Source organism: Streptomyces sp. A012304 (genome assembly GCF_026008495.1).
Classification (GTDB): domain Bacteria; phylum Actinomycetota; class Actinomycetes; order Streptomycetales; family Streptomycetaceae; genus Streptomyces.
This window is the reverse complement of record NZ_BQUN01000106.1, coordinates 1-22,210: the sequence shown is the minus strand read 5'-3', so window position 1 is coordinate 22,210 and position 22,210 is coordinate 1. Positions and strand designations below refer to the sequence as shown.

Genomic DNA, 22,210 nt, shown 5'->3' with positions numbered 1-22,210 from the left:
CGTCGGCCTGATCTGACATCACAGAATGCCGCAGCCCTTTCGTGGCCGACAGCGGTCGTTGCCGGAATGGCCGGATCGCGGGGGTGATCGGCCTGTCTTGAGTGGCAGGATTCGGACGGGTGATCAGCTCGCGTCGGCAGGGAGGAATGGCATGTCGAATCGGGGCGTCGCCGTGGTCACGGGGGCGGGTTCGGGCCTCGGAGCCGCCATCGCGGCCCGGCTCGCGGCAACCCACGACCTGGTGCTGACCCATCTGGACCAGGACCCCGGACTCGCCGACACCGCCGGCCGGGTGACGGCGGCCGGCGCGAACGTCCTGGCCACGGTGGTCGGCGACCTCACGCGGGAGGAGACCGTGGAGCGCCTCGGCGACGCCATGGCCGCGTGCGGGGACCGGCTGGAGGTCCTCGTGTGCAACGCCGGGGCGTACCGGTACGTGCCCTGGCAGGACACCGCGTGGGACGACGTGCGCTCGGCCGTGGACGTCAATCTCCTCGCGCACATCGCCTGCGCGCGCGCCGCCACACCGCATTTGGTGGCCCGCGGGACAGGCCGGATCGTGGCGGTTTCCACGGTGCTCACGCGGATCGGCCGCGTGGAACTCGCCCCGTACATCGCGGCGAAAGGCGGTCTGGAGGCATTCGTCCGAGCCCTGGCCCGCGAACTCGGCCCGCACGGCGTCACGGTGAATTCCGTCAGACCGGGTCCGATCGAACTGAGTCCCGAACAGAGAGCTCATCCGGATTATCCGTCATGGCGGGACAGGGAATTCGCCCGACAATGCGTCAAACGGCACGGACGTCCGGAGGACGTGGCGGCGGCCGTGGCGTTTCTGGCCTCTCCGGATGCCGGTTTCATCACGGGTCAGAGCCTGACCGTCGACGGCGGCTGGGATCTCAACTGACCTTCCCCCCACAGGATGATGCAAGGATCTTCACACTTATGGTGCTCGAAAAGAAACGGAATTCCACCGCCCGGCTCATTCTGGTGCGACACGCACAGTCGCATGCCAGCGTGAAAAAACTGATCGCGGGTTCCCGCACCTGTCCCGGTCTCACGGAGCTGGGCCGGGAACAGGCCGGGCGGCTCGCCGTCCGCCTGGCCGCCGAACCACTGCGCCCGCAGGCGCTGCTGACCAGCCCGGTGCGCAGAGCCCGGGAGACGGCCGGCATCCTGGCGGGCGGTCTGGGACTGGCGCCGGTCGTCGCACCGGAGGCGCGGGAACTCGACTTCGGGGCGGCCGACGGCCTGTCCATCGACGAATACCAGCGCGTCCACGGCGCGTTCGACATGACCGTGCAGCCCGACCGGCCCTTCGCACCCGGCGGGGAGACCTGGAACCGCTTCCGGAACCGGGCCGGCCGGTTCGTCGGTGGTCTGGTCTCCCGTCACCGTGGCGGGACCGTCCTCGTGGTCTGCCACGCCGGTCTCATCGTCGCGGTGATGTCCGCGCTGCTGGACCGCGTCCCGGACGTGCTGTTCACGGACTCGACACCCGCGGCGACCTCGATCAACGAATTCGTCCACGACGGCACGCGATGGCACCTGCTGCGGTTCGACGACGCACGGCACCTCGAGGCGCCGAGTGACGAGACGACTGACCGGACCGCGTGACGGACCGAGTGGCTGCCGGGCGGTGCGGAACCGGGCGGGCGGGCGGGAAGACGCACGCGACGACCTCACTGCCCGGGGCCGCGTTTGCGTTCCATCATGTGGCGGCCCAGCGCCTTCTTCTGTTTCCAGCTCCGCAGGAGTTCCGCGTTCAGCCGGGCGTCGCTGCGGGCGGCGATCCGCTCGTTCTCGCGGAGCAGCTTGCGGTAGTTCTCCAGCCGCCGCGGGGACAGGATCCCCTCCTCGGCCGCCGCGAGCACCGCGCATCCGGGCTCCGTGTCGTGCGAGCAGTCCGGGAAACGGCACTCCTCGGCCAAAGCCTCGACGTCCGTGAACGCCCGGGCGACACCGCTGTCCGCGTCCCACAGCCCCACCCCGCGCAGCCCCGGTGTGTCGATCAGGACCCCGCCGCCGGGCAACGGCAGCAGATCGCGGGTCGTCGTCGTGTGCCGTCCCTTGCCGTCACGGTCCCGCGTGGCGTCGACCCGCTGCGCCTCCGTCCCCGTCAGCGCGTTGGCGAGGGTGGACTTCCCGGCACCGGACCGGCCGAGCAGGGCGGCCGTGCCCGCGCCCTCACCGATGAGGCCCGCGAGCGTGTCCATGCCCTGCCCGGTGGCCGCGCTCACGGACAGCACACGTGCCCCGGGCGCCACCGCCTCCGTGTCCTGCACCAGGTAGGACAGCGTCACCGGGTCGGGAACCAGATCGGCCTTGGTGAGGACCACCACCGGCTGCCCGCCGCTCTCCCACGCCAGGGAGAGGAAACGCTCGACGCTCCCGAGGTCCAGCTCGTCGGCGAGGGAGACGGCGATGAGCACCTGGTCGATGTTGGCGGCCAGGACCTGCCCGTCGGACCGCTGCGAGGAGACGGCGCGCACGAACGCGGTGCGCCGCGGCAGCAGCGCCCGGACGACCCGCTGGCCCGGGTCGACCGCCACCCAGTCGCCGGTGCAGGGGTTGTCCAGCGGATCACGGGAGGCCACGGGCCCGGTGCCCGCGCGGACGGACCGGACCCGGCCGTCCTCGTCCGCGACGACGGCCTCGCAGCCCCCGCGGTCGACCCGCACGACCCGGCCGGGCCGCAGACCGTCGGCCTCGTAGGGCGCGAACGCGCTCGCGACCATGTCGTTCCAGCCATAGCGGTGGAGCGGATGGGAGGCAGTGGACGCGGGGGTCACCGGGATCCGGCCCCTTCGCGAGCGACCGTCGCACGCCACACCTCCGCGGCCTCCGCCGCCGCGCCCGGCGCCGCCAGCAGCAGCGGCTCGTCGTACGCGGGCAGCGGCGGCATCGCGACCGCGCCCGCCTCCGTCGCGATGAGCAGCGCCGGCAGGCCGTCCACCGGGTGGAACGCGCCGATCGCCGTGGCCGTCGCCCGGCCGGCCGCCACCTGCGCCAGGGACAGGGCGGTCGAGCCCATGACGCGTGCCGTGCAGTGGCGGGCCGCGAGTTCGGCGAGCAGGGCGTCGAGGCCGGGCCAGTGCGCGTGCGCCGCCCACTCCGTCAGGAAGACGTGGCCGGTCAGCGTCGTATGGTCCGCCGCCCGGATCGGGACCCCGTTCAGATGCGCGCCGCCGCCCCGGACCGCGGTGAACACCTCACCCCGCCACGGGTCCGCCACCACGCCCAGCAACGGGGTGCCGTCCGGCTCGGCCAGGCCCAGCGAGAAGGAGCACCAGCCGAGTCCGTGGGCGTAGTTGGTGGTGCCGTCCACGGGGTCGATCAGCCAGTGCGGCGCGTTCGGCGCGCCCTGCTCCACGCCGTACTCCTCGCCGTCGATCCCCCAGCCGGGGAACTCCCGCCGCAGCACGGACCGTACGTGTCTCTCCACCGCCTCGTCCGTGTCGGTGACGATGTCCGCCGGGCCCGCCTTCTGCCGGACGGGCCCCCCGGCTCCCGCGTTCCCGTCGCGGATCGTCCGTGAGGCCCACTCGGCCAGTTCCACGGCCCACCGCAGAGCGACCTCCAGGTCATGCCCGATCACAGCTCTTCACCACCTACTCGCGCCGACGGGGCATTCGCAACGATCCCCGAACGGACCGGAGAGATCAACAGCCGCACGCCCGGACCGGCCCACGGGGTCATCGGCTCCCCTCCGCTCAGGGGAGTTGCCGACGCCAGGGAGCGCGCAGCCGCCGTTGACGGAGAGCGCTTCTGTTCACATGCGTGACTAACGATCAAGTACACGCTTATTGACGTGTTCTCGGCAAGCCCCTTACGTTCCCTGGAAAGCACGGAAAGGGCTTTCTCCGGCTGCGATGCCAGATCCGGCCACCAGGGCCGTTCACGTTCTCGAACCCACCGCATCGTCGCCGCAACCCGCCGCCGTCCAAGGCCGGCAGGTCACCACCCAGCATGCGAAGGCGAAGGGGGAGACAAGATGAGGCGATCAGTCGCACTGCGACTCCGCGCGGCCCTGGCCGTGACGGGCCTCGCCGCCGCGACCGGCACGGTTCTGCCGGTGTCCGAGGCGTCGGCGGCCACCGGCGGCGTCACCGGCTACGCGACCCAGAACGGCGGCACCACCGGCGGCGCGGGCGGGCGGACGGTACGGGCCACCACGGGAACCGCGATCCACGCGGCCCTGTGCGGCCGGGCCGCCACCAGCACGCCGATCGTCATCGAGGTCCAGGGGACCATCAACCACGGCAACACCAAGAAGGTGTCGGGCGGCAGCTGCGACACCGCCGACGGCGTGATCGAACTCAAGAAGGTCAGCAACGTCACGATCGTCGGCGTCGGCAGTGGCGCCGTCTTCGACCAGGTGGGCATCCACCTGCGGGAAGCCACGAACATCATCATCCAGAACGTGACCGTCCGGAACGTCAAGAAGTCGGGCTCGCCCACCTCCAACGGCGGTGACGCCATCGGCATGGAGCGCAACGTCCGCAACGTCTGGGTCGACCACACCACCCTGGAGGCGTCGGGCGGGGAACCGGAGGGCTTCGACGGCCTCTTCGACCTGAAGGACAACACCCAGTACGTGACCCTCTCGTACAGCGTGCTGCGCGACTCCGGCCGCGGTGGCCTCGTCGGCAACAGCGAGAGCGACCGCTCGAACGGCTTCATCACGTACCACCACAACCGGTACGAGAACATCGACTCCCGGGCCCCTCTGCTGCGTGGCGGCACGGCGCACATGTACAACAACCACTACCTGCGCCTGAACGAGTCCGGCATCAACTCCCGGGCCGGCGCGAAGGCCAAGGTGGACAACAACTACTTCGAGGACTCCAAGGACGTCCTGGGCACCTTCTACACCGACGCCGTCGGGTACTGGCAGGTCGGCGGCAACATCTTCGACAACGTGACCTGGTCGACCCCCGGCAGCGAGAACCGCCCGGCCGGCCCGAACCCGCAGTCCACCACCACGGTCGCCATCCCCTACTCCCACACCCTCGACGCGACCGCCTGCGTACCGAACATCGTGAGCCGGACGGCGGGCGCGGGCAAGGGGCTTCAGGTGTCGGACGGCAGGTGCTAGATGCATTGATCACGAGCGTCCTGCTGATCACGACCCTGGCGGTGTGTCACTCGTCGGTCGGGTGAGCTGCGCCTCGGCCTTCTTCGGTGAACGGCGCCCCGCGCTGCCGTCGGTGGCCGGACGGGCGCTGACCCGTGGCGCACGGCGCCCAGCCGATACCCGCTTGCGCGGTCGCCCCGAGAGCCGATACCCAGCTCCCGGAAGGCAAGGTGAATACGATGACCACCCTTGGTTCGTTGTACGAATTCTGCTGGATGGACCTCAAAACCGGTGACGAGGACGGCACCGCGGGCTTCTTGTCGGAGGCACTGGGCTGGTGCTTCGCGGTGGACGAGGAGGACTGGCGCCAGGCCACCAAGATAACCGTCGACGGCCACCTGATCGGCGGCGTCAGCAACCTCGCGAACCCGGTCTACCCCGCGAACACGCCCGCTCACGTCGCCTACTACCTGGCGGTCGACGACGTCGACGGCCGCACCGAAGCGGCGACGGCGAACGGCGCGCGTCTTGTCGTGCCTCCCTTCGACGCGAGTGATCAGGGCCGTATGGCGACGCTGATCGACCCGGTGGGTGCCGCCTTCTCCCTGTGGCAGCCCCACAGGTTCACCGGATGGACGTTCCCACCCCGCACGGCGGGCGCCCCCCACCACATGGTCCTGGCCTGCGACCGACCGGACCGGGCCCGGGACTTCTACCACAGGGTCACGGGTACTCCTCTGCAGGCGGCCGAGTTCGTCACGACGCGCGAAACCGTCGCTGCCCCGCAGTGGGTACTCTCCATCGGCGTCGATGACCTGGACGGCGTCTTCTCCCGTGTGAAGGACGCAGGCCGGGGTGCCGCCACCTGGACCCAGGAGACCGGCCACTCCGTCCTGACCGTGCACAGCCCGGAGGGACTGCCGTTCCGAGTCCATCCTCTGGGCCGATGCAGTGGGCCGCGCGTACGGTGACGGCCCTGGCATGCCATCGCGGATGGTCCACGAGTCCATCGAGCTCCTCGCGAACGAGGTCACTCCCGCCGTAAGCAAGGAAGTCGGAGTGCCGGCAGGGTCGGCGGCCTGACCGCGTCGCCAGGTCGTGTCGCCGAACCGGTGCATGGCGGTGGACCCGATCGCGCTCGAGGCGATCGGGTCCACCGCATCGGCCTCGTCAGGCTCCGGGTGGCACCAGGGTCACCGGACCAGCTCCCAGTCCTGCGAGCCGTCCGACACCGAGTTCTGCAGGGTGAGTGGCGCTCCGGCGGTCGCGCCCGTCAGATACAGGCTGGTGTTCCTGACGGACTGGAGCCGGTAGAAGCCGTCACTGGTCCTGACGAGGTTCCAGCTGCCGGTGCTGCTGTTGTCGACCCACTGCCCGATCCTCTGACCGACCGTCGCGTTCCCCGTCCAGATGGCCGCCGCGCGTCCGCCCGCCTTGTTCAGCAGCGTGACGCCACCGTTCGGTTCCGTCGTCAGGTGCCAGAACTGGGTGTCCGGGTTCGCCGCCGAGCCGGGGGCCTCCAGCCGGACGTCGGGAACGTCGCCGTTGCCGATGTTGGCGTCGTTGGTCCTGTTCCCAGTACCGATCACCTGGTTCGTTCTGCGATTCACCAACTGGTAGTAGGCACCCTCGGTGTCGCCGAGATCGACCTCGGCGAATCTGAGCGTCGAGGTGCCCTGGTTGTTGAGGATCGAGATGCGGCCCGTTCCCTCGACGTACTGGAGGCTGCGGCTGTAGCCGGCCTGGGAGGTGGTCTGGTACTCCTTCCAGGTGCCGTCGCTGCGTCCGGATTCGTTGACCCAGACGTTGCCGCTGCCCGCGGCGTTGTAGACCAGGCGGCCACCGGGCAGCCTGATGATCACCGGGCTGCCGTTCATCGACAGCGTCCGCGAACCGGTGTCGACCGGCAGTGAGTTGACCCCCGTGCCGGTGGCCGAACCGGTGAAGAACCTGAGCGGGTCGTCGGCGATCCGGTATCTGGTGTTGGCTCCGCCGCCCCAGTACTCGTAAGTGATCATCCACTTGCCGTCGGTCGTGCGGACGACGTTCGTCATGCCCGGCCGGCCGCCGCCGATCTCGGTCTTCCCACCGCCCATGTCCTGGGTCAGGCCGGCGATGTCGACGACGGGAGAGCTCCAGTTCGCGCTGCGGCCGTCCCAGGTCTTGTGCACGAGGATCTGGCCTTGCGAGTCCGGGGCGGTGTCGTTGGCCGGGTCGAGGGTCGGGACGCCGGTGGTCGCGTTGAAGCCGATGTAGTCGTTCTCGTCGGAGTAGTAACAGACGAGCTGGCCTCTGTGGACCATCAGGTAGGGCTCCCAGAGCGGGTCGACCTGCCTGTTCGTGTTGGCGTTCGCGATGTTCTGCCCGACCGCTCCGGCGCTGCCACCCTGCCAGCCTCCGGTGGCGACGATGTTGAGGATGTTCCATGTCGCGCCTTCGTCGGCGCTGGAGTACAGGGCGATCGCCAAGTCCCTGCGGTCGCCGTCGTTGGTGGGCGTCCAGTTCGGGTCGGCCGCCTTGTGCTCCCGGTAGTACTCGTCGTCCCCCGACACCACGGTCGCCAGGAGCAGGGTGCCTTGCCTCAGGTCTCCGACGTCCTGGGGCAGGACATAGAGGTACGGGTTGGTCCAGTTGCTGGTGTACCGCGCGTACCGGGGGTCGTCGGAGATGTACGCGGGCGCCCTGACCTCGGACAGCGGCTGCCATGAGGTGCCGTCGTCGTCGCTCCGGTAGACCGGGAGGGTCTGCCGGTCGGCGCTTCCCGTCGCCGAGACGACGGTGGACCTCTCGAACGCCGCGACCAGACGTCCGCTCGGCAGCTGCGCCGACTTGGGGTAGACCGCGCAGTTGCCGCGTCCCTTCAGACACGGTTCACTGCCGAGCTGGTACAGGGTTCCGCCCGTCGGGTTGTACGCCTGCGCTCCGGACGCGGGTATGGCCAGCATGGCCGACACCGCGGCGAAGGCTCCCAGACCCTTCGCCAACCGTCTTCTGTGCATGGTTGCTCCTTCTCGGGATGACCGTGGTGATGCCCGGGTTCCTCGGTTGCGGGTGATGGGATGTCAGGCGATGTGGTCGGCCACGAGCACGCGTACGTCCCACGGGCCCAGCTCCAGCGCGGTGCCGGCCGGTGCGTGTCGGTCGTCCAGGAGGTCGATGAGATCCGTCGGGGCCGGCACGGTGGCGGGCTCCCAGCTCCAGTTGTGCACGACGTGGACGTGGCGTCCGTCGGGGGAGGTGCCGGTCGTCGCGGTGACGGACGCGGGCAGGTCCTGCCAGCCGCTGCGTGGGGCAGGGGCCAGCCAGGCGGCGAGGGCCCGGGCGAGTTCGCGGCCGGGTACGGTGCCCACGCAGGTGATGCGGCCGGCGCCGTGACGGCGGGTGGTGAGGGCGGGCCAGCGTCCGAAGTGGGGGTGGTCGTAGGTGGCCATCACCTCGGCGTCGGAGACCGTGAGGCATTCGATCCAGCGCGTGGCGGTCGTGTCCGCGGCCGATTCGAGCGGGCCGCCGGCCACCGCGCGGACGGGCACGTCGTGCGTGAGGTTGCTGAACTCGTCATAACTGACTCCCGCCGCTGCCGCCAGGCGTCCCGGTGCCGGTTCGTGCCGGGCCCTGGCCTCCTGGTCGGCGTATCCGGTGCGCGGGCCGAGGACCAAGTGGCCGCCCACCTGCGCGTAGTCGGCCAGCCAGTCGAGGGTCGAGTCCGCGGCGAGATACAGCGCCGGCACGACGAGGACGGGATGGCGGGAGGCGGCTTCGAGGGGCGTGAGTCCCTCGCGCTGTCCGCTCGGGTCGTGCAGTTGGCGGGCGTGGACGATGCGGACCTGGCGGCCGGCGTCGAAGGCGCCGCGGTAGAAGGGGTCGACGATGCGGTGGTAGGCGGCCGGGTCGGGTTCGCCGTCCGGCCTGGCCAGCGGTGGGTACTTCTGCATGAGCCACTTGCTCGGCGTCGAGTGGACCAGGGTGATGTCGGCGTCCGGTTCGAGCCCGGCGACGAGCGGGCCCGCCTTGCCGAACTCCGCACCCAGACGCGCAAGTTCGGCGTAGGTGCGCCCCGGCTGCCCGCTGTGCGGCAGGACACCGCCCCAGTAGGTCTCCGCGCCGAAGCGCAGCGTCTGCCACTGCCAGTACTCGATCATCCGGGCACCGCGTGCGACATGCGCCCAGGCCGCCTGACGCCACTGGCCGTCGTACCCCGGGCGGTTGTCCCAGGCGAAGCCGATGGAGTTCGCGTTGGTCTCGGTGACCAGGAAGGGCGCTTGCCGGGAGGAGAACATCCAGTCGGCGGTCTGGTACATCGACCACACGCCGGTGGTCTTCCAGACCTGCTCATGCTCCTCGGGCGTGGGGTCGGGCAGCAGCAACCCGTCCTGCATGTCGTAGTAGGGGTTGCCGGAGGCGATGTCGAGACGGTCGGTCATCTCGTCGTCCTCCACGCCCTGGCGGGTGTAGGAGATGCACGTCGTGACGAACTGCTCGGGGGAGGCGTACTCGCGGATGATGTCGGCCTGCCAGCCGATGAACTCGGTGACCTGGTGGGCCTGGAACTCCCGCCAGGCGACGTCGTACTGGGGTTGTTCGTTGCCGTCCGGGGTCCACAGGTCGGCCCAGGTGGACAGGCGGTGCGACCAGTAGACCAGGCCCCACTCCTCGTTGAGCGTCTCGACGTCGACGTACTTCTCACGCAGGTGGTCGACGAAGCGCTGGAAGACGCCGTGGTTGTGGAAGAGATGCAGGCCCGGTTCGTTGTCCACCTGCCAGCCGACGACCGCCGGGTGGTCGGCGTACCGTTCCGCGATCCTGCGGATGACCCGCTCGGCGTGGAACCGGAACGCGGGATGGGTGAAGTCGACCTCCTGGCGGGCGCCCCAGCCGATGCGTTCACCGGTGCGCCGCTCGCCCGTGATCTCCGGGTACTGACGGGCCAGCCAGGGCGGCACGGCATACGTCGGGGTGCCGAGGATGACGGCGATGCCGCGTTCGTGGGCGCCGTCCAACACCGGCTGGAGCCAGTCGAGGTCGAACGTCCCGTTCTGCGGCTCCCAGGTCGACCAGACCGACTCGCCCACCCGGATGACGGTGAAGTTCGCCTCGGCCATCAGGTCGAGGTCGGTCTTGAGGCGTTCGTCGGACCGCAGGTCAGGGTCGTAGGCGGGCGTGTACTCGTGGTAGTACGCGGCACCGAACAGAACGCGGGCAGGCAGAGCCGCCATGAAGGAAACCTCCGAAGAAGGGGGAGAGGGTCGGGCTACTGCTTGACGCCGCCGGCGGCCAGGCCGCTCTGCCAGTAGCGCTGGAGCAGGAGGAAGGCCACGACGAGGGGCACGATGGAGAGCGTCGAGCCGGTGACGACGAGCGCGAGCATGTCGCTGTTGGCGCCACCTCCGCCGTTCTGGGCCTGCGCGGCCCAGGAGGACAGGCCGACCGTGATCGGATAGAGGCTGGTGTCGTTGAGCATGATCAGCGGCAGGAAGTAGTTGTTCCAGGTCGCCACCAGGGTGAACAGCAGGACCGTCACCAGGCCCGGCGCCAGCAGCCGCAGGGCGATCCGGAAGAAGATCTTCGTCTCGCCCGCACCGTCGATGCGGGCGGCCTCCAGCAGACTGTCCGGGATGGCGTCGGCCGCGTAGATGCGCATCAGGTAGAGGCCGAACGGGTTGACGAGGGAGGGCAGGATGACGGCCCACGGGGTGTTGACCAGGCCCGCCTTCGCGGAGAGCAGATAGGTCGGGATCGCCAGCGCGGTGGCCGGCACCATGACGGCGCCGAGGACCAGGTTGAAGGCGAGGCGGTCGCCGCGGAAGCGGAACTTGGCGAAGCCGTATCCGCCGGCGGCCGCGAGCAGCGCGGCGCCGACCGCGCTGACCCCGGCGTACAGCACGGTGTTGAGCAGCCAGCGCACGAAGACGCCGTCGTCCTGGGTGAGGGTCTGCTTGATGTTCGCCAGCAGTTGCGGGGTGTCCGAGAACCACAGGCCGAAGCTGTTGAACAGGTCCTGGGTGCTCTTGGTCGAGGCGATGAGCAGCCAGGACAGAGGGAGGAGGAAGTAGGCCAGGGCCGCCAGCATGGCGATGGTGAGCGGGGTGCTGCGACGGGCCTTGCGTCGTGCCGGGTGGGCTGGGCGCGGGGAGTCCTGCGCCGTCGCCGCGACGACGGGAGGGGGAGTGGTGGTGGTCACGGCGTCCTCCTGCGGTTCGCGGTGAGCAGGACGCCGTAGGAGACGATCACGATGAGCAGGCCGAGGAGGAACGAGACCGTGGCCGCGTAGTTGACCTGTTGGCCGGTGAAGGCGAGGGAGTAGGCGTAGAGGTTGGCGGTGTAGGAGCTGCTGATGACGTCCGGGGCGATCTTCATCAGCAGGCTCGGCTCGTTGAAGAGCTGGAAGCTGCCGATCACGGAGAAGAGCAGCGTGAGCATCAACGCCGGCCGGAGCGCGGGCAGTTTGACCGACCAGGCGATCCGCCAGGCGCCGGCCCCGTCCATCGCGGCGGCCTCGTACAGCTCCGTCGGGATCGTGCGCAGGGCGGCGTACAGGATGATCATGTTGTAGCCCACGAACTCCCAGGTCACGATGTTGGCCAGGCTGCCGAGCATCCAGCCGTCGCTGAGGAAGCGGGGGACCGGCAGGTCCAGGTTCCGGCTCAGCTGGGCGAACGGGCCGAAGTCCGGGCCGTACAGATAGCCCCACATGAGCGCGGCGACCACGCTGGGCACCGCGTACGGCACGAAGATGCCCAGCCGGATCACGCGGGCCAGCCGCAGCAGCCCGCTGTCGAGCGCGAGGGCGAACAGCAGCGCGAGCAGCAGCATCCCCGGGACCTGGATGACGAAGAACAGGGCCACGCGGCCGATGCCGTGCAGGAGTTGGGAGTCCCCGAGGGCCTGGACGTAGTTGTCGAGGCCGACGAAGACGGTGCCGCCGATCAGGCGTTCCTGGAAGAGGCTGAGGTAGGCGGCGTAGCCGAGCGGGGCGAGGAAGAGCAGGAGGAACAGCATCAGGAACGGGGCGACGAACAGCGGCCCCGCAGACCGCTGCCGGCGTACGGCGGCCATCTCAGCTCCCCTTGACGGTGAAGCCCTGGCCCTTGGCGTACGTGGTCAGCCGTGACTGCCAGGTGTCGAGGGCGGCGTTCGTGTCGGACCGGTCCGCGAGGGACTTGCCGACGGTCTCCGTCCAGTCGGTGGCCGCCTGGTCGAGGAACGGGGGCCACTGGAACGAGGTGGGGACCGTGGAGCTGATGTCGGCGAAAACCTGGTTGACCTTCTGGCCGCCGTAGAAGGAGGGGGTGTCGCCGGTGAACTCGGCGTCCGAGAGCAGGGACTTGGTGGCCGGGAAGAAGAGCTGTTTGGTGGCGAACATCTTCGTGCTGGCCGGGTCGCTGTTGAGGAACTGGGCGAACTGCGCCGCGGCGATGGCGTTCTTGGTGGACTTGATGACCGCGGTCGTGGAGCCGCCCCAGTTGCCCGAGACCGGCTTGGCGGCGTCCCACTGCGGTAGCGGGGCCGCCCGCCACCTGCCGGTGGTGGACTTGGCGGAGCCGGAGAGGAAGGCCGGTCCCCAAGCGGCGGTCAGCCAGGTGGCGTACTTGCCCTTGTTGAACCCGGCGTACCAGCCGTCGGTGAAGTCCGGGTCGGTGCTGATGACGCCTTCCTTCGCGAGCCCACCCCAGTACGTGCCCAGCTTCTTGGAGACGGCGTCGTCGACACTGATGGAGAGGGTGCTCTTGCCCGAAGTCGCATACGGTTCGGCGCCCGCCTGCCACAGCAGACCGTGCCAGGCGGCGGGCTCGTTCGCCGCGAGGTTGGTCAGGTAGACGTCGGGGTCAGCCTGGTGGAGCTTGCGCGCCGCCGCCGCGAACTCGTCCCAGGTCGCGGGCACTTGGATGCCGTGCTTGTCGAAGATGTCCTTGCGGTACAGCATGCCCATCGGGCCGGTGTCCTGCGGTATGGCCCAGACCTCACCGTCAGGACCGCTGACCTGACCCCACGTCCAGTCCACGAACCGCTCCCTGAGCGCCGAGGCGCCGTACGGTGCCAGGTTCAGCAGACTGCTGGTGATCGTGAAGGTGGGGATCGCCTGGTACTCGATCTGCGCGAGGTCCGGAGCGCCGGTGCCGGCCTTCAGAGCCGTGCGCAGCTTGGTGTAGTGGGCAACGCCCTGACCGGCGTTGACGACCTTGACCTTGATCGCGGGGTACTTCTTCTCGAAGAGCGCGACCTCTTGGTCGATGTCGGGGACCCAGGTCCAGAACGTCAGCTGGGTCGGCGTCTTCATCGCCTTGTCGATGTCGGCCTGGCTGACCGGCTCCGCGGCGCCGGACGCGCCGCCGGAGTCACCGCCGCCGCAGGCGGTGAGGGCGGCGCCGAGGGACAGGGCCCCCGTGGTGGCGAGGAAGAGCCGACGGCTCATGGGTGAAGGGCTGGATGTGGACATGGTGGACTCCCGCCGGTGGCAAGGGTGGAGGCGCGCCCGGTTGAGGCGTGCGGAACGAGAGGGAGGGCTCGAGTGAGCCGGCAAGGGGCACAGAGATGGCCCTGGCCGGATGAGCGTCCCAGTGCCCTGCCCTCGGGGGACGTCCCTGTCGAGAGGGAAGGAGACCGCCGGGGGAAGGGGACGGGACGGGGAACTTCTGCGGCGAACCCGCGTATCGGCCGCGCTGTGAGGGGAGAGGGGACGCGTCTGCCGTGCGACGGGGTTTCCACGCACTGGGGGACGCCGTTTGGGCGCGGACGGTGGGGCAGGGGATCTGCGGCGGCTCGCCTTGCGATCCCGTGCCGGGCGGCGAAGGGTTTCGTCGGGGCTGGTCAGTCGTGCATGGAGGTGCCTGTGTCCGGGGCCGGATGGTGTGGGCCCCCGCGCCGACGGCGGGTGTGCCCTGTCGGCGTCCGGGTGGGTGGGGGAGCTGTCGAGGCACGGACCACGAGGTCGATCGGCGGATCACTCGCGGGCAAGGGATCCGCCTGAGGACTCTCGATGAGGTGCACGAGGCGTTTGATTCCCTCTTGCGCCACGACGTCGAAAGGCTGACGCACCGTGGTGAGAGGTGGCGTCACATAGGCCGCTACGGGGATGTCGTCGAAGCCGACGACGCTGACATCGTCCGGCACGCGTCGGCCGGCCTCGGTCAGCGCTCGGATGAGGCCGATCGCCATGTCGTCGTTGGCGGCGAAGACCGCGGTCATCTCTGCGACAGCGGCCAGTTCGCGGCCGGCCGCGTAGCCGGAGGACGCTGACCAGTCTCCCTCGATGGGAGCGGGCACCGGCCTGCCGTTCTCGGCGAGCGCGGACTGCCAGCCCGTCACCCGGTCCCGGGCGGCGAACCACCGTTGCGGACCGGAGACGTGATGGACCGTCTCGTGCCCCAGGTCCAGCAGGTGCTGGGTGGCGGCGTGTGCCATCGCGGCCGCGCCGACCCCGGCGGCCAGTGCCTTCGGCCCGGACAATGGTGGGGCGCCCAGCACGAGGACCGGTATGTCGACACGGGTCGCGAGCTCTCCGTCCTGCCCGTCGTCGATCGGCTCGGAGATGACGATGCCGTCCACGCCCTGGTCGAGGAGCGAGTCGACGGCCCCGCCGGTTCCGGCGGGGTCACCCTCCATGGTGTTGACCACCCGCAGGGTGTATCCCGTGTCCCTGACGGCGCGCTCGACTCCCATAAGGAGTGAGGCGGGCCCGTACAGCGCGGTTCCCAACGTCACGACCCCGATGGACCGGGAACGTCCGGACGCCAGGGCGCGCGCGGCGTTGTTGAGCCGGTAGCCGAGTTCTTCGGCGGCTTCGAGGACGCGCCTGCGTACGTCGGCGGAGACGTACGGCTCGTTGTTGAAGACCCGGGACACCGTCTTCTGCGAAACACCGGCCAGCCGGGCCACGTCCACACTGCGCGGTGCGCCGGAGCCGCCGCCCCGTCCTTCCCCTCGCGTCATGGTGTCTCCCGATGATCATGCGCCGACGTCGGCCGAGTTGGCTTGACTGCGCTGTCTGACTGCGCAGCCATGTCTACGCAGTCAGACGAGGGACGTCAAGAGCCTGGAACACATTCGTAACTCCGGACGAACCGCGCGTGACAGGGAAGAGCGCGCTGCGGCGCGTACCGTCCGGCGCCTGCGCACCCTCAAAATCACTTTGTCAGCCCTCCTCGTGCTCGCCCTCACCGCCGGCCTCGTCGCCTGGCAGCAGAGTCGGAGATCGCCGCGGCCGCCGACTTCACACTGACCGCCGAAGACCTGGCCCGCATCGCCGAGATCGCCCCCGTGAGCGGCCTCGGCGGAAGCCGGGAGCGACGCCCGCACACACCGTGTGGAACCGGTGTGCCGCCGCCGGCCGGGCGGTGTTGTCCGCCGGCCGGCGGCGGGGGTCGCGCGGGTCCTCAGGACGTCCGGTGGGTGCGGCTCACATCCGGGCGTACGGCAGAGGGGACAGTGTCTCGAACGGAAGCCGGACGGTGGTGGCCGTCCCGGTGTCCGCGTTGGCGGTGCGCAGGGCGGTCAGTTCCTCCGCCGTCAGCGCGCGCCGCACCAGGCGGAACTCGTCCAGGGAGCCCTTGAGCCGGTCGGCGCCGTCCGGTCTGGCCCCCAGGTGGAGATTGAGCACGGCGAAGCCGTCCTCGTACGTCACCGAGCCGGCCGGAGCGGTGGCCTCGCCGGCCGGTCCTCCGTCCACCGACAGGCTCAGCTTCCCGCCCGAGCGCTGGAGCACCACATGGTGCCAGGCGCCGTCACCGAAGGCGTGGGCCGCGCTGCCGTCGCCGGCGTAGACGGTGGTGGTGGCCGTGTCGGTCTGCAGCACGGCGGCGAGCCGGTCCTGGCCCGGCTGGGCCCGCAGCCACAGCTGCCGCTCGGCGCCGCCGACGCCGTACGCCCAGAAGACGACCTGGTTGGCGCTCGTCTGCCCGGCCGTGTAGCGCAGCCACGTCGCCACGGTGAAGTCACCGGAGCCGAGGGCCTCGTCCGCGCCGTACGGCAGCTCGACGGAGTCGTCCGTGCCGTCCAGGGGAAGCCCCGCGCCGAACCTGCCGCCGCCCGCCGCGGCCGCGGGCTGGGTTCCGCCTCGGACGAAGGCGTGGTTGCAGTGCACCGAGGAGTCCGGGGTCGCCGGGCCCGCGGCCGGCCTGGCCACCAGGTGGGACTCGGTGTGGCCGTTCTCCATGGACCACGACAGGGCGGGCCTGTCGGCCGGGTAGCCGCCACCGGAGCCGACGGCGGACTGCGCGATCCTCGTCAGCTCGGTCGCCGTGAACGCGCGCTTGTAGAGCCGCGCCTCGTCCAGGGAGCCGGTGAGCACATCGAGGTTGCCCGGCTTGGAGCCGATCCTCAGCCCCTCCGGCGTCGCCGTGGAGGTGAGCGCACCGGACAGTCCGCTCGCCTCGGCGGCCGCGGTTCCGTCCACGCTCAGCCGCAGGGTGCCACCGCTGCGGGTGAGCGCCAGCAGGTGCCAGGCGCCGTCCCCGAAGGCGGCCGACGGGCCGGGGTCGGTCAGCGCCACCTGCACCGCGCCCGCGGGCGTCTCCGCCCAGGCGAGCAGCCGCCGCTGGGACGGCTGCGCCCGCACCCACAGCGAGGGCTCGCCGGAGACCGAGCCGTAGGCCCACAGCAGCGCGGCGTTCGCGTCGGTCTCGGTCAGGGAGTGCCGGAACCACAGGGTGTAGGTGAAGTCGCCGGAGCCGACGTCGAGGGTCGGCAGATACGGCACCTGGACACCGGGACGGGACGCCGAGACGGAGATCGCTCCCTTGCCCACCCGGCCGGCCACCTCGGTGGGCACCCCGCCGAGCAGCGTGCCGTCGGCGCAGTGCCCCGAGACGTCGTCCTCGATCGCGACCGTGGTCAGCGCGGCCGTGTCGGCCGTGTCGATCACCTGGAACGGCAGCCGCGCCCCGAGCGGAGCGTCCGCCGAGGTGGCTTCGCTCCCCGTGCGCAACTCGGCGAGCTGGGCATCCGTCAGCGCGCCGCGGTACACCCGGAACTCGTCCAGGCCGCCGCTGAAGGGGTCACCGGCCGCGGTGTCGGGCTTGGCCCCGAGCCGGATCCCGTCGACACCGGCGGCGCGGTCGGCGCTGACCGACCCGGCCACCCCGGTGGCCTGCGCGGAGGACGTGCCGTCCACCGACAGCGTGATCCGTCCGCCGCTGCGCACCAGCGTCAGATGGTGCCAGGCGTCGTCGCCGAAGGCGGTCGACGGACCGGGGTCGGTCAGGGCCACGGAGGCGGCGCCGCCGGTGCCCTGCACCCAGGCGTACAGCCGGTTCTGGCCGGGCTGGGCGCGCACCCACACCTGTGGTTGCGTCGCGCCGTACCCGTACGCCCACATCAGCACCCGCTGCTGGGTCTCGCCGGGCTGCGCCTTGTACTTGAAGAACAGCGAGTAGGTGAAGTCGCCGTCGCGCGGGTCGATCTCCGGCGTGTACGGCAGGTCGGCGTACTCGCCGGTGGCGTCGAGGGCCAGGCCCTGGCCCAGGCGGCCGGCGCCGAGCGCCGAACCCCCGGCGAGATGGGCGTCGTTGGCGTTGAGCGTCGTGTCAGGGGTGGTGCGGCCCGCGGCCGGGGAGGCCTGCGGGTGCACCTTGCCGGTGAAGGTGCCCGGCACGCCGGCCGCCGCCGGGGTGAAGCGGTTGAAGTAGATGTTGGCCGCGGAGAAGCCGTCGCCGCCCTCGTAGACCAGGCCGATCTCGCCGTCGGTCAGCTCCACCAGGTCCGAGTAGCCGGCCCGCTTGGCGTTGATCTGCGCGGCGTCGTGCCAGGTCGTGCCGCGGTCCGTGGAGTAGCGGATCCGCATGTTCTGGCGGTCCGTCGGGTGCGAGGGCGCCGAGAGGACGAGCGTGTCACCGGGCGTGGCCCGGTACGTCTGCTCCAGCGCCAGCACCGAGGCCTGCACCTCGGGCGTGGTGAGCGAGGGCACGATCTGCTGCGCGGGCACGGTCGCGCCGGAGTCGGTGCTGACGGCGTGCGTCCGGTGCCCGGACGACGCGGCACCGTTGTTGTTGCGGGCGTTGATGTACAGGTGCCCGTTGTCGAGTTCGGCGACGGTCGGCTCGCCCGGCAGCAGCCCGGGCCCGAAGGAGTCGGCCGTGGCGCTCGCGAACCACTCGTCGCCGTTGTCGCTGTAGAGCACCCCGACGAGCTGGGGATCCTGACCGGACTGCGGCGGGGACTCGTACGCCCCGACCACCAGCCGGCCTGCCTTGTCGCCGCGCTTGAGCTGGATGCCGTGCGCGGGGCCGGTGCCGAACCAGCCGTCCTGCGGGTTCGACAGCCGCGGCAGTGGCTTCGGCGCGCCGAAGGTCAGCCCGTCGTCGGTGCTGCGCTGGACGCGCGGCAGCCGTTTGCCGCCCGGCTCGGCCGGTTCCGACGTGGACAGCAGATGGACGTCGCCGGTGCGCAGGTCGGCCACGGGGGAGGGGTTGCCGCGCGTGTAGGGCGTCAGCGGGTCGGTGTCGCTGCCGGCGAGCACCACGCGGACGGGGCCCCAGGTGCGGCCGCCGTTGGTGGAGCGGCGCATGACGATGTCGATCGCGCCCCGGTCGGCGCAGGAGGGCGAGCGGCGGCCCTCGGCGAAGGCGAGCAGCGCGCCCGTCTTCGTACGGACGATCGTGGGGATGCGGAAACAGCCGTATCCGGCGGTTCCGGAGCGGAAGAGGATCTGTTCGGTCCCGATGAGGCCGTCCGTCGACAGCTGTGTGCCGCTCGCGGCGGCGGGCGGGGCGACGGCTCCGAGGAGGGTCAGGGTCAGGGTGACGAGGGCGGCGCCGAGGCCGCGTACAGGTAGCCGGAACAGGGCGGTGCCAACCTTTCTCGTGTGGTGAGGAGCCGGCCGTAAGCGCACGGCCGCCCGGCCCCGCCCCGCCCCGTGCCGGGACGGAAGCGAACGGGGCGGGGCGGGCGGCGCCGGGGGCGGGGCGTGGCGGCCGCCGGGCCGCCACGGCCTCCTCTGGGGTGTGGTCACTCGGCCGGCGGGGTGGGCAGCTCGCTGCCCTGGAAGTCCGGCACGTCGGCCTCGGCGCGCATCGCGCTGAACGAAGAGGTCTGCTGGACCTGGTAGATGCGGGTCTGGTTGTCGGAGGTACGGAAGGTGTAGGCCCAGGTCGGGCCGGTGGGGTTGGTGTAGGTGAAGGCGGTCGGCTCGGTGGCCGAGGACTCGAAGCTCACCTGCTGCCAGGCGCGCCAGACACCGCTGCCCTGGGCGGTCTCGCCGGTGTTGTGGACGTAGCCGTCGGTGCCGCGGACGACGATCTCGGTGAGGCCGGTCAGGGGGGAGATGACGGCGCTGGGGGAGCCCTGCGCGGTGATGCCGGCGACGGTCTCCCAGGCCCCGTACGCCCCGCCCTCGGCGGACTGGGCGGCGGTGACCACGTTGCCGTTCGCGTCCGTTCCGAAGACGCGTATGCGGTAGCCGGGGTAGACGACGACGGACGGCTGGCCGGCGATGGCCTGGGTGCCCATGCCGGTCCACGCCGAGAGCGTGCCTCCCTCCTTGAAGAGGGCGGTGGCGAGGGTGCCGTCGGCCTTCTTGCCGAAGAGCTGGATGCCGTCGCGCACGGTGACGGCGGTGAGGGGGCCGGTGAAGCCGGTGCCGGACAGCGGCATCCAGCCCATGAAGTCGACGTTGGCGCGCTGCTGGATGCGGTACCAGGGCTTGCCGTTCGCGTCGAGGGCGAACTGGGTCATCAGCCCGCTGGGGGTCTTGCCGGTGACGGCGTGCTGCTTCATGGCGCCCGCGAGGTCGATCCAGTTGCCCCAGTCGGCGGAGCTCTTGGCGGTCTGGTTGCGCTGCCAGATGCTGCCGGAGGTGTTGTGGGAGGTGACGACGACGCGGCCGTCGGTGTGCTCGGAGAGCGAGGGCCGGCCGGTGAACGCCTCCTGGCCCGAGATCACCGTCCACTGGGCGCCGTTGATGTCGGCCGGGTCGGTGCGGCCGTGGACCAGGCGGCCGATGTTGTCGGTGTAGGCGAGCTCCAGCTTGCCGTCCGACGCCTGCATGACGGAGTTGGGCGTGTACGACTCCAGCGCCACCGGGGTGGCGGCGGGCGTGTGGTTGACGTTGAGCCGGCAGATGTCGGGCCCCGCCGAGACCGAGACGAAGCCGGCCCAGCCGGACGCCTCGACCTGCTTGTTGTAGACGGGCCAGTCGCGGATGTCCTCGTCGAAGCGGTAGTACGTGACCGCGCCGCCGCCCTTGACACGGAACAGGGTGTCACCGCCGTACGACGGCATGAACTTGGTGTCGCTCCAGTCGGCGGAGGACTCCAGCACATGGCGTTCGATCCAGCGCTGGCTGGTGTAGTCGTAGCGCGAGCGGTAGAGCTTGCCGTCGGTCGCGTCACGGCCGTAGATCACCCCGCGGTCGGCCGCGAAGATGGCGTCGTAGTTCCAGCCCATGTCGACGATCTTGCCGCTGCCCTCGACGAACTCGTTGGCGGCCGCGTCGTAGCGGTACCAGCGCAGGTCGTTGGTGGTGCCGGAGAGCGTCCAGATGTAGCCGCCGCGGTCGATGGTGATGTCGTCGATCCGGTCGGCGGCCCGGAACGCGGTGAAGCTGGAGCTGATCTTCCGGTGGTGGACGTCCCAGGTGTTGGTGGAGCTGACCCGGTGGCTGTAGTACAGCCCGTCCGACTTGATGCCGTAGAAGGTCGCGCCGGGCCCGGCGAGCATGTGGCCGTAGCCGGTCCAGGTGGTGTCGATGGTGCTGCTGGCGGGCAGGGCGTTGCCGGTCGCCGGGTCCGGCATGTCGGTTCTGTTGAGCTTGCCGGCGGAATCCAGGGTGTACGTCGCCCCGTTCGCGCCGCAGGTCAGCGACACGGCGGCCGACGCGGGAGCGGAGGGCAGCGCGCCGGTGAGCGGGAGCACGGTCGTCAGGGCCGTGGCCAGAGCGGTGGCGGAGATGACTGCGCGAGCTGAAATCCGGTTCATGGCGTGGACGTTAAGCGTCCGAAGGTGAACGCTGCCGTTTCTGCCAGGTGAACAAAGGTCTCTGATAGGGATCTTGAAGGTAAACGACGGAGCAAACAAGCCATCTGTGCTGGTCATTGACGGGAAATCAACTGGCAAAAAGAACCTCGTTCCTCTTGTCGGCCGCTCGAATGTGGGGTGCGCCCGAGCCGTCGGCAGTGATCGGGCCGCGGCGATGTCGGCCGACTCCGGGTGTCGTATGAATGCCGCGTGGATTCGCCGTGTCTCTGTGTTGAACACAGTTCCCCCAGGGTTTCGCCCGCCGTGGCTGCCGGTGGAAACCCCCTCTGGGGCCGAGTCGCAAGTGGCGCACGGGAAATCCGTGTTCGGGTCGAGAGGCAGTGATCACGATGGGATAACGCCCAGATGAATGGACTGGTCAATGAGTCGACAACGAGTCCGGCGAACAGTCAGGCTCCCCCCCGATCATCCGTTCGTCCCTTGGGGGGGCCGTGCCGGCGTACCGGAGACACGCGCGCAAGTTCCTGATGCCGAGACTCCTGCGTTCCCGTTGGGGCAAGGCCATCGCCCTCGCCGTGACGGCGGTCATCGCCTTCGGTTCACTCGCCATCGGCGGGGCGGGGTTCCCCCTCTTCCCGGAGAAGCCGGCCGCCGCCAAGGGCCCCGGCCAGCGCTGGGGCAGTGCCGAGGGGCTCAGCCACTTCGCGGATGGCCCGCGCAACGACGAGGCGCCGCGGTCCCTGCGCGCCAAGTACCCGCTGAAGAGCCCGCCCGCCGCCCGGCCCACGGCCCGGAAGAACACGGTCGAGGTCAGCACGCCGGCCCCCGCACAGGTCAAGGGCTACGACCGCAGGACGAGCAAGGAGATCGTCGCGGAGCGGGACGCCCACAGCCGGACCTACACCAACGAGGACGGCACCCGCACCAGCGAGATCTCCACCGACCCGATCAACTACCGGGACCAGCACGGGACCTGGCGGCCCATCGACAGCGCGCTGGTGGAGCAGACCGGCGGCTGGGCGAACGCCGCCGACTCCGTGGCCCTGCGCTTCGCCGGCCGGGCCGACGCCGCGGAGCTCGCCTCCGTCACCCTGCCGTCCGGTGAGTCCTTCGGCTACGGGCTGAGCGGCGCCGCCGCCGTGGCCGGCACCGCCGACGGTGCCCGGGTCGCTTACCAGCAGGTGCTTCCCGAGACCGACCTCTGGCTCGACTCGCAGGCCGGCGGCGTCA

At 70.5% G+C, this 22,210-nt stretch carries 14 protein-coding genes and 1 pseudogene; 5 read left to right on the top strand and 10 right to left on the bottom strand.

Annotation, left to right across the window (positions count from 1 at the left end):
* Positions 1-25: 25 nt before the first annotated feature.
* The gene (locus ALMP_RS27030; protein ID WP_264932936.1) at positions 26-904 is read left to right on the top strand and encodes an SDR family NAD(P)-dependent oxidoreductase; all 879 of its coding nucleotides are present in this window, start codon (positions 26-28) and stop codon (positions 902-904) included.
* 38 nt (positions 905-942) lie between these two features.
* On the top strand, positions 943-1,614 hold the full coding sequence (locus tag ALMP_RS27025) for a histidine phosphatase family protein (protein WP_264932934.1): 672 nt from the start codon (positions 943-945) through the stop codon (positions 1,612-1,614).
* Between the two features lie 65 nt (positions 1,615-1,679).
* Here ALMP_RS27025 and rsgA read toward each other — a convergent pair whose 3' ends face one another.
* On the bottom strand, positions 1,680-2,735 hold the full coding sequence (gene rsgA / locus ALMP_RS27020; RefSeq protein ID WP_264933104.1) for a ribosome small subunit-dependent GTPase A: 1,056 nt from the start codon (positions 2,733-2,735) through the stop codon (positions 1,680-1,682).
* A gap of 50 nt (positions 2,736-2,785) precedes the next feature.
* Complete coding sequence (locus ALMP_RS27015) at positions 2,786-3,595, bottom strand: inositol monophosphatase family protein (RefSeq protein ID WP_264932933.1); 810 nt, start codon at positions 3,593-3,595, stop codon at positions 2,786-2,788.
* Positions 3,596-3,991: 396 nt separating this feature from the next.
* Between ALMP_RS27015 and ALMP_RS27010 the strand changes: the two are divergent.
* A pseudogene (locus tag ALMP_RS27010) lies at positions 3,992-5,092 on the top strand (polysaccharide lyase family 1 protein); the annotation flags it as partial.
* 221 nt (positions 5,093-5,313) lie between these two features.
* Complete coding sequence (locus tag ALMP_RS27005; RefSeq protein WP_264932932.1) at positions 5,314-6,045, top strand: VOC family protein; 732 nt, start codon at positions 5,314-5,316, stop codon at positions 6,043-6,045.
* Positions 6,046-6,267: 222 nt separating this feature from the next.
* Here ALMP_RS27005 and ALMP_RS27000 read toward each other — a convergent pair whose 3' ends face one another.
* The 8 genes from ALMP_RS27000 to ALMP_RS26965 form a co-directional block, all read right to left on the bottom strand.
* On the bottom strand, positions 6,268-8,073 hold the full coding sequence (locus ALMP_RS27000) for an RICIN domain-containing protein (protein ID WP_264932930.1): 1,806 nt from the start codon (positions 8,071-8,073) through the stop codon (positions 6,268-6,270).
* A gap of 63 nt (positions 8,074-8,136) precedes the next feature.
* Complete coding sequence (locus ALMP_RS26995; RefSeq protein ID WP_264932929.1) at positions 8,137-10,287, bottom strand: beta-galactosidase; 2,151 nt, start codon at positions 10,285-10,287, stop codon at positions 8,137-8,139.
* A gap of 35 nt (positions 10,288-10,322) precedes the next feature.
* Complete coding sequence (locus ALMP_RS26990) at positions 10,323-11,252, bottom strand: carbohydrate ABC transporter permease (protein ID WP_264932928.1); 930 nt, start codon at positions 11,250-11,252, stop codon at positions 10,323-10,325.
* Positions 11,249-12,127 carry a carbohydrate ABC transporter permease gene (locus tag ALMP_RS26985; protein WP_264932927.1) on the bottom strand — a complete coding sequence of 293 codons (879 nt, stop codon included), beginning with the start codon at positions 12,125-12,127 and terminating at the stop codon, positions 11,249-11,251. Before ALMP_RS26985 ends, ALMP_RS26990 begins: the two co-directional genes overlap by 4 nt.
* A gap of 1 nt (position 12,128) precedes the next feature.
* Positions 12,129-13,484, bottom strand: a complete 1,356-nt coding sequence (locus ALMP_RS26980; RefSeq protein ID WP_264932926.1) for an ABC transporter substrate-binding protein — start codon at positions 13,482-13,484, stop codon at positions 12,129-12,131.
* Positions 13,485-13,879: 395 nt separating this feature from the next.
* A complete protein-coding gene (locus tag ALMP_RS26975) occupies positions 13,880-15,001 on the bottom strand; it encodes a LacI family DNA-binding transcriptional regulator (RefSeq protein WP_264932925.1) in 1,122 nt (373 codons plus the stop codon).
* 466 nt (positions 15,002-15,467) lie between these two features.
* Entirely contained in the window at positions 15,468-18,896 is a 3,429-nt protein-coding gene (locus ALMP_RS26970; RefSeq protein ID WP_264932924.1) for a sialidase family protein, read from the bottom strand.
* A 116-nt stretch (positions 18,897-19,012) separates the two neighbouring features.
* Positions 19,013-20,980 (bottom strand): tachylectin-related carbohydrate-binding protein, encoded by a 1,968-nt coding sequence (locus tag ALMP_RS26965; protein ID WP_264932923.1) that lies wholly within the window; start codon positions 20,978-20,980, stop codon positions 19,013-19,015.
* A gap of 527 nt (positions 20,981-21,507) precedes the next feature.
* Here ALMP_RS26965 and ALMP_RS26960 point away from each other — a divergent pair.
* On the top strand, positions 21,508-22,210 hold a 703-nt coding region (locus tag ALMP_RS26960; protein WP_264932922.1), incomplete at its 3' end, for a hypothetical protein.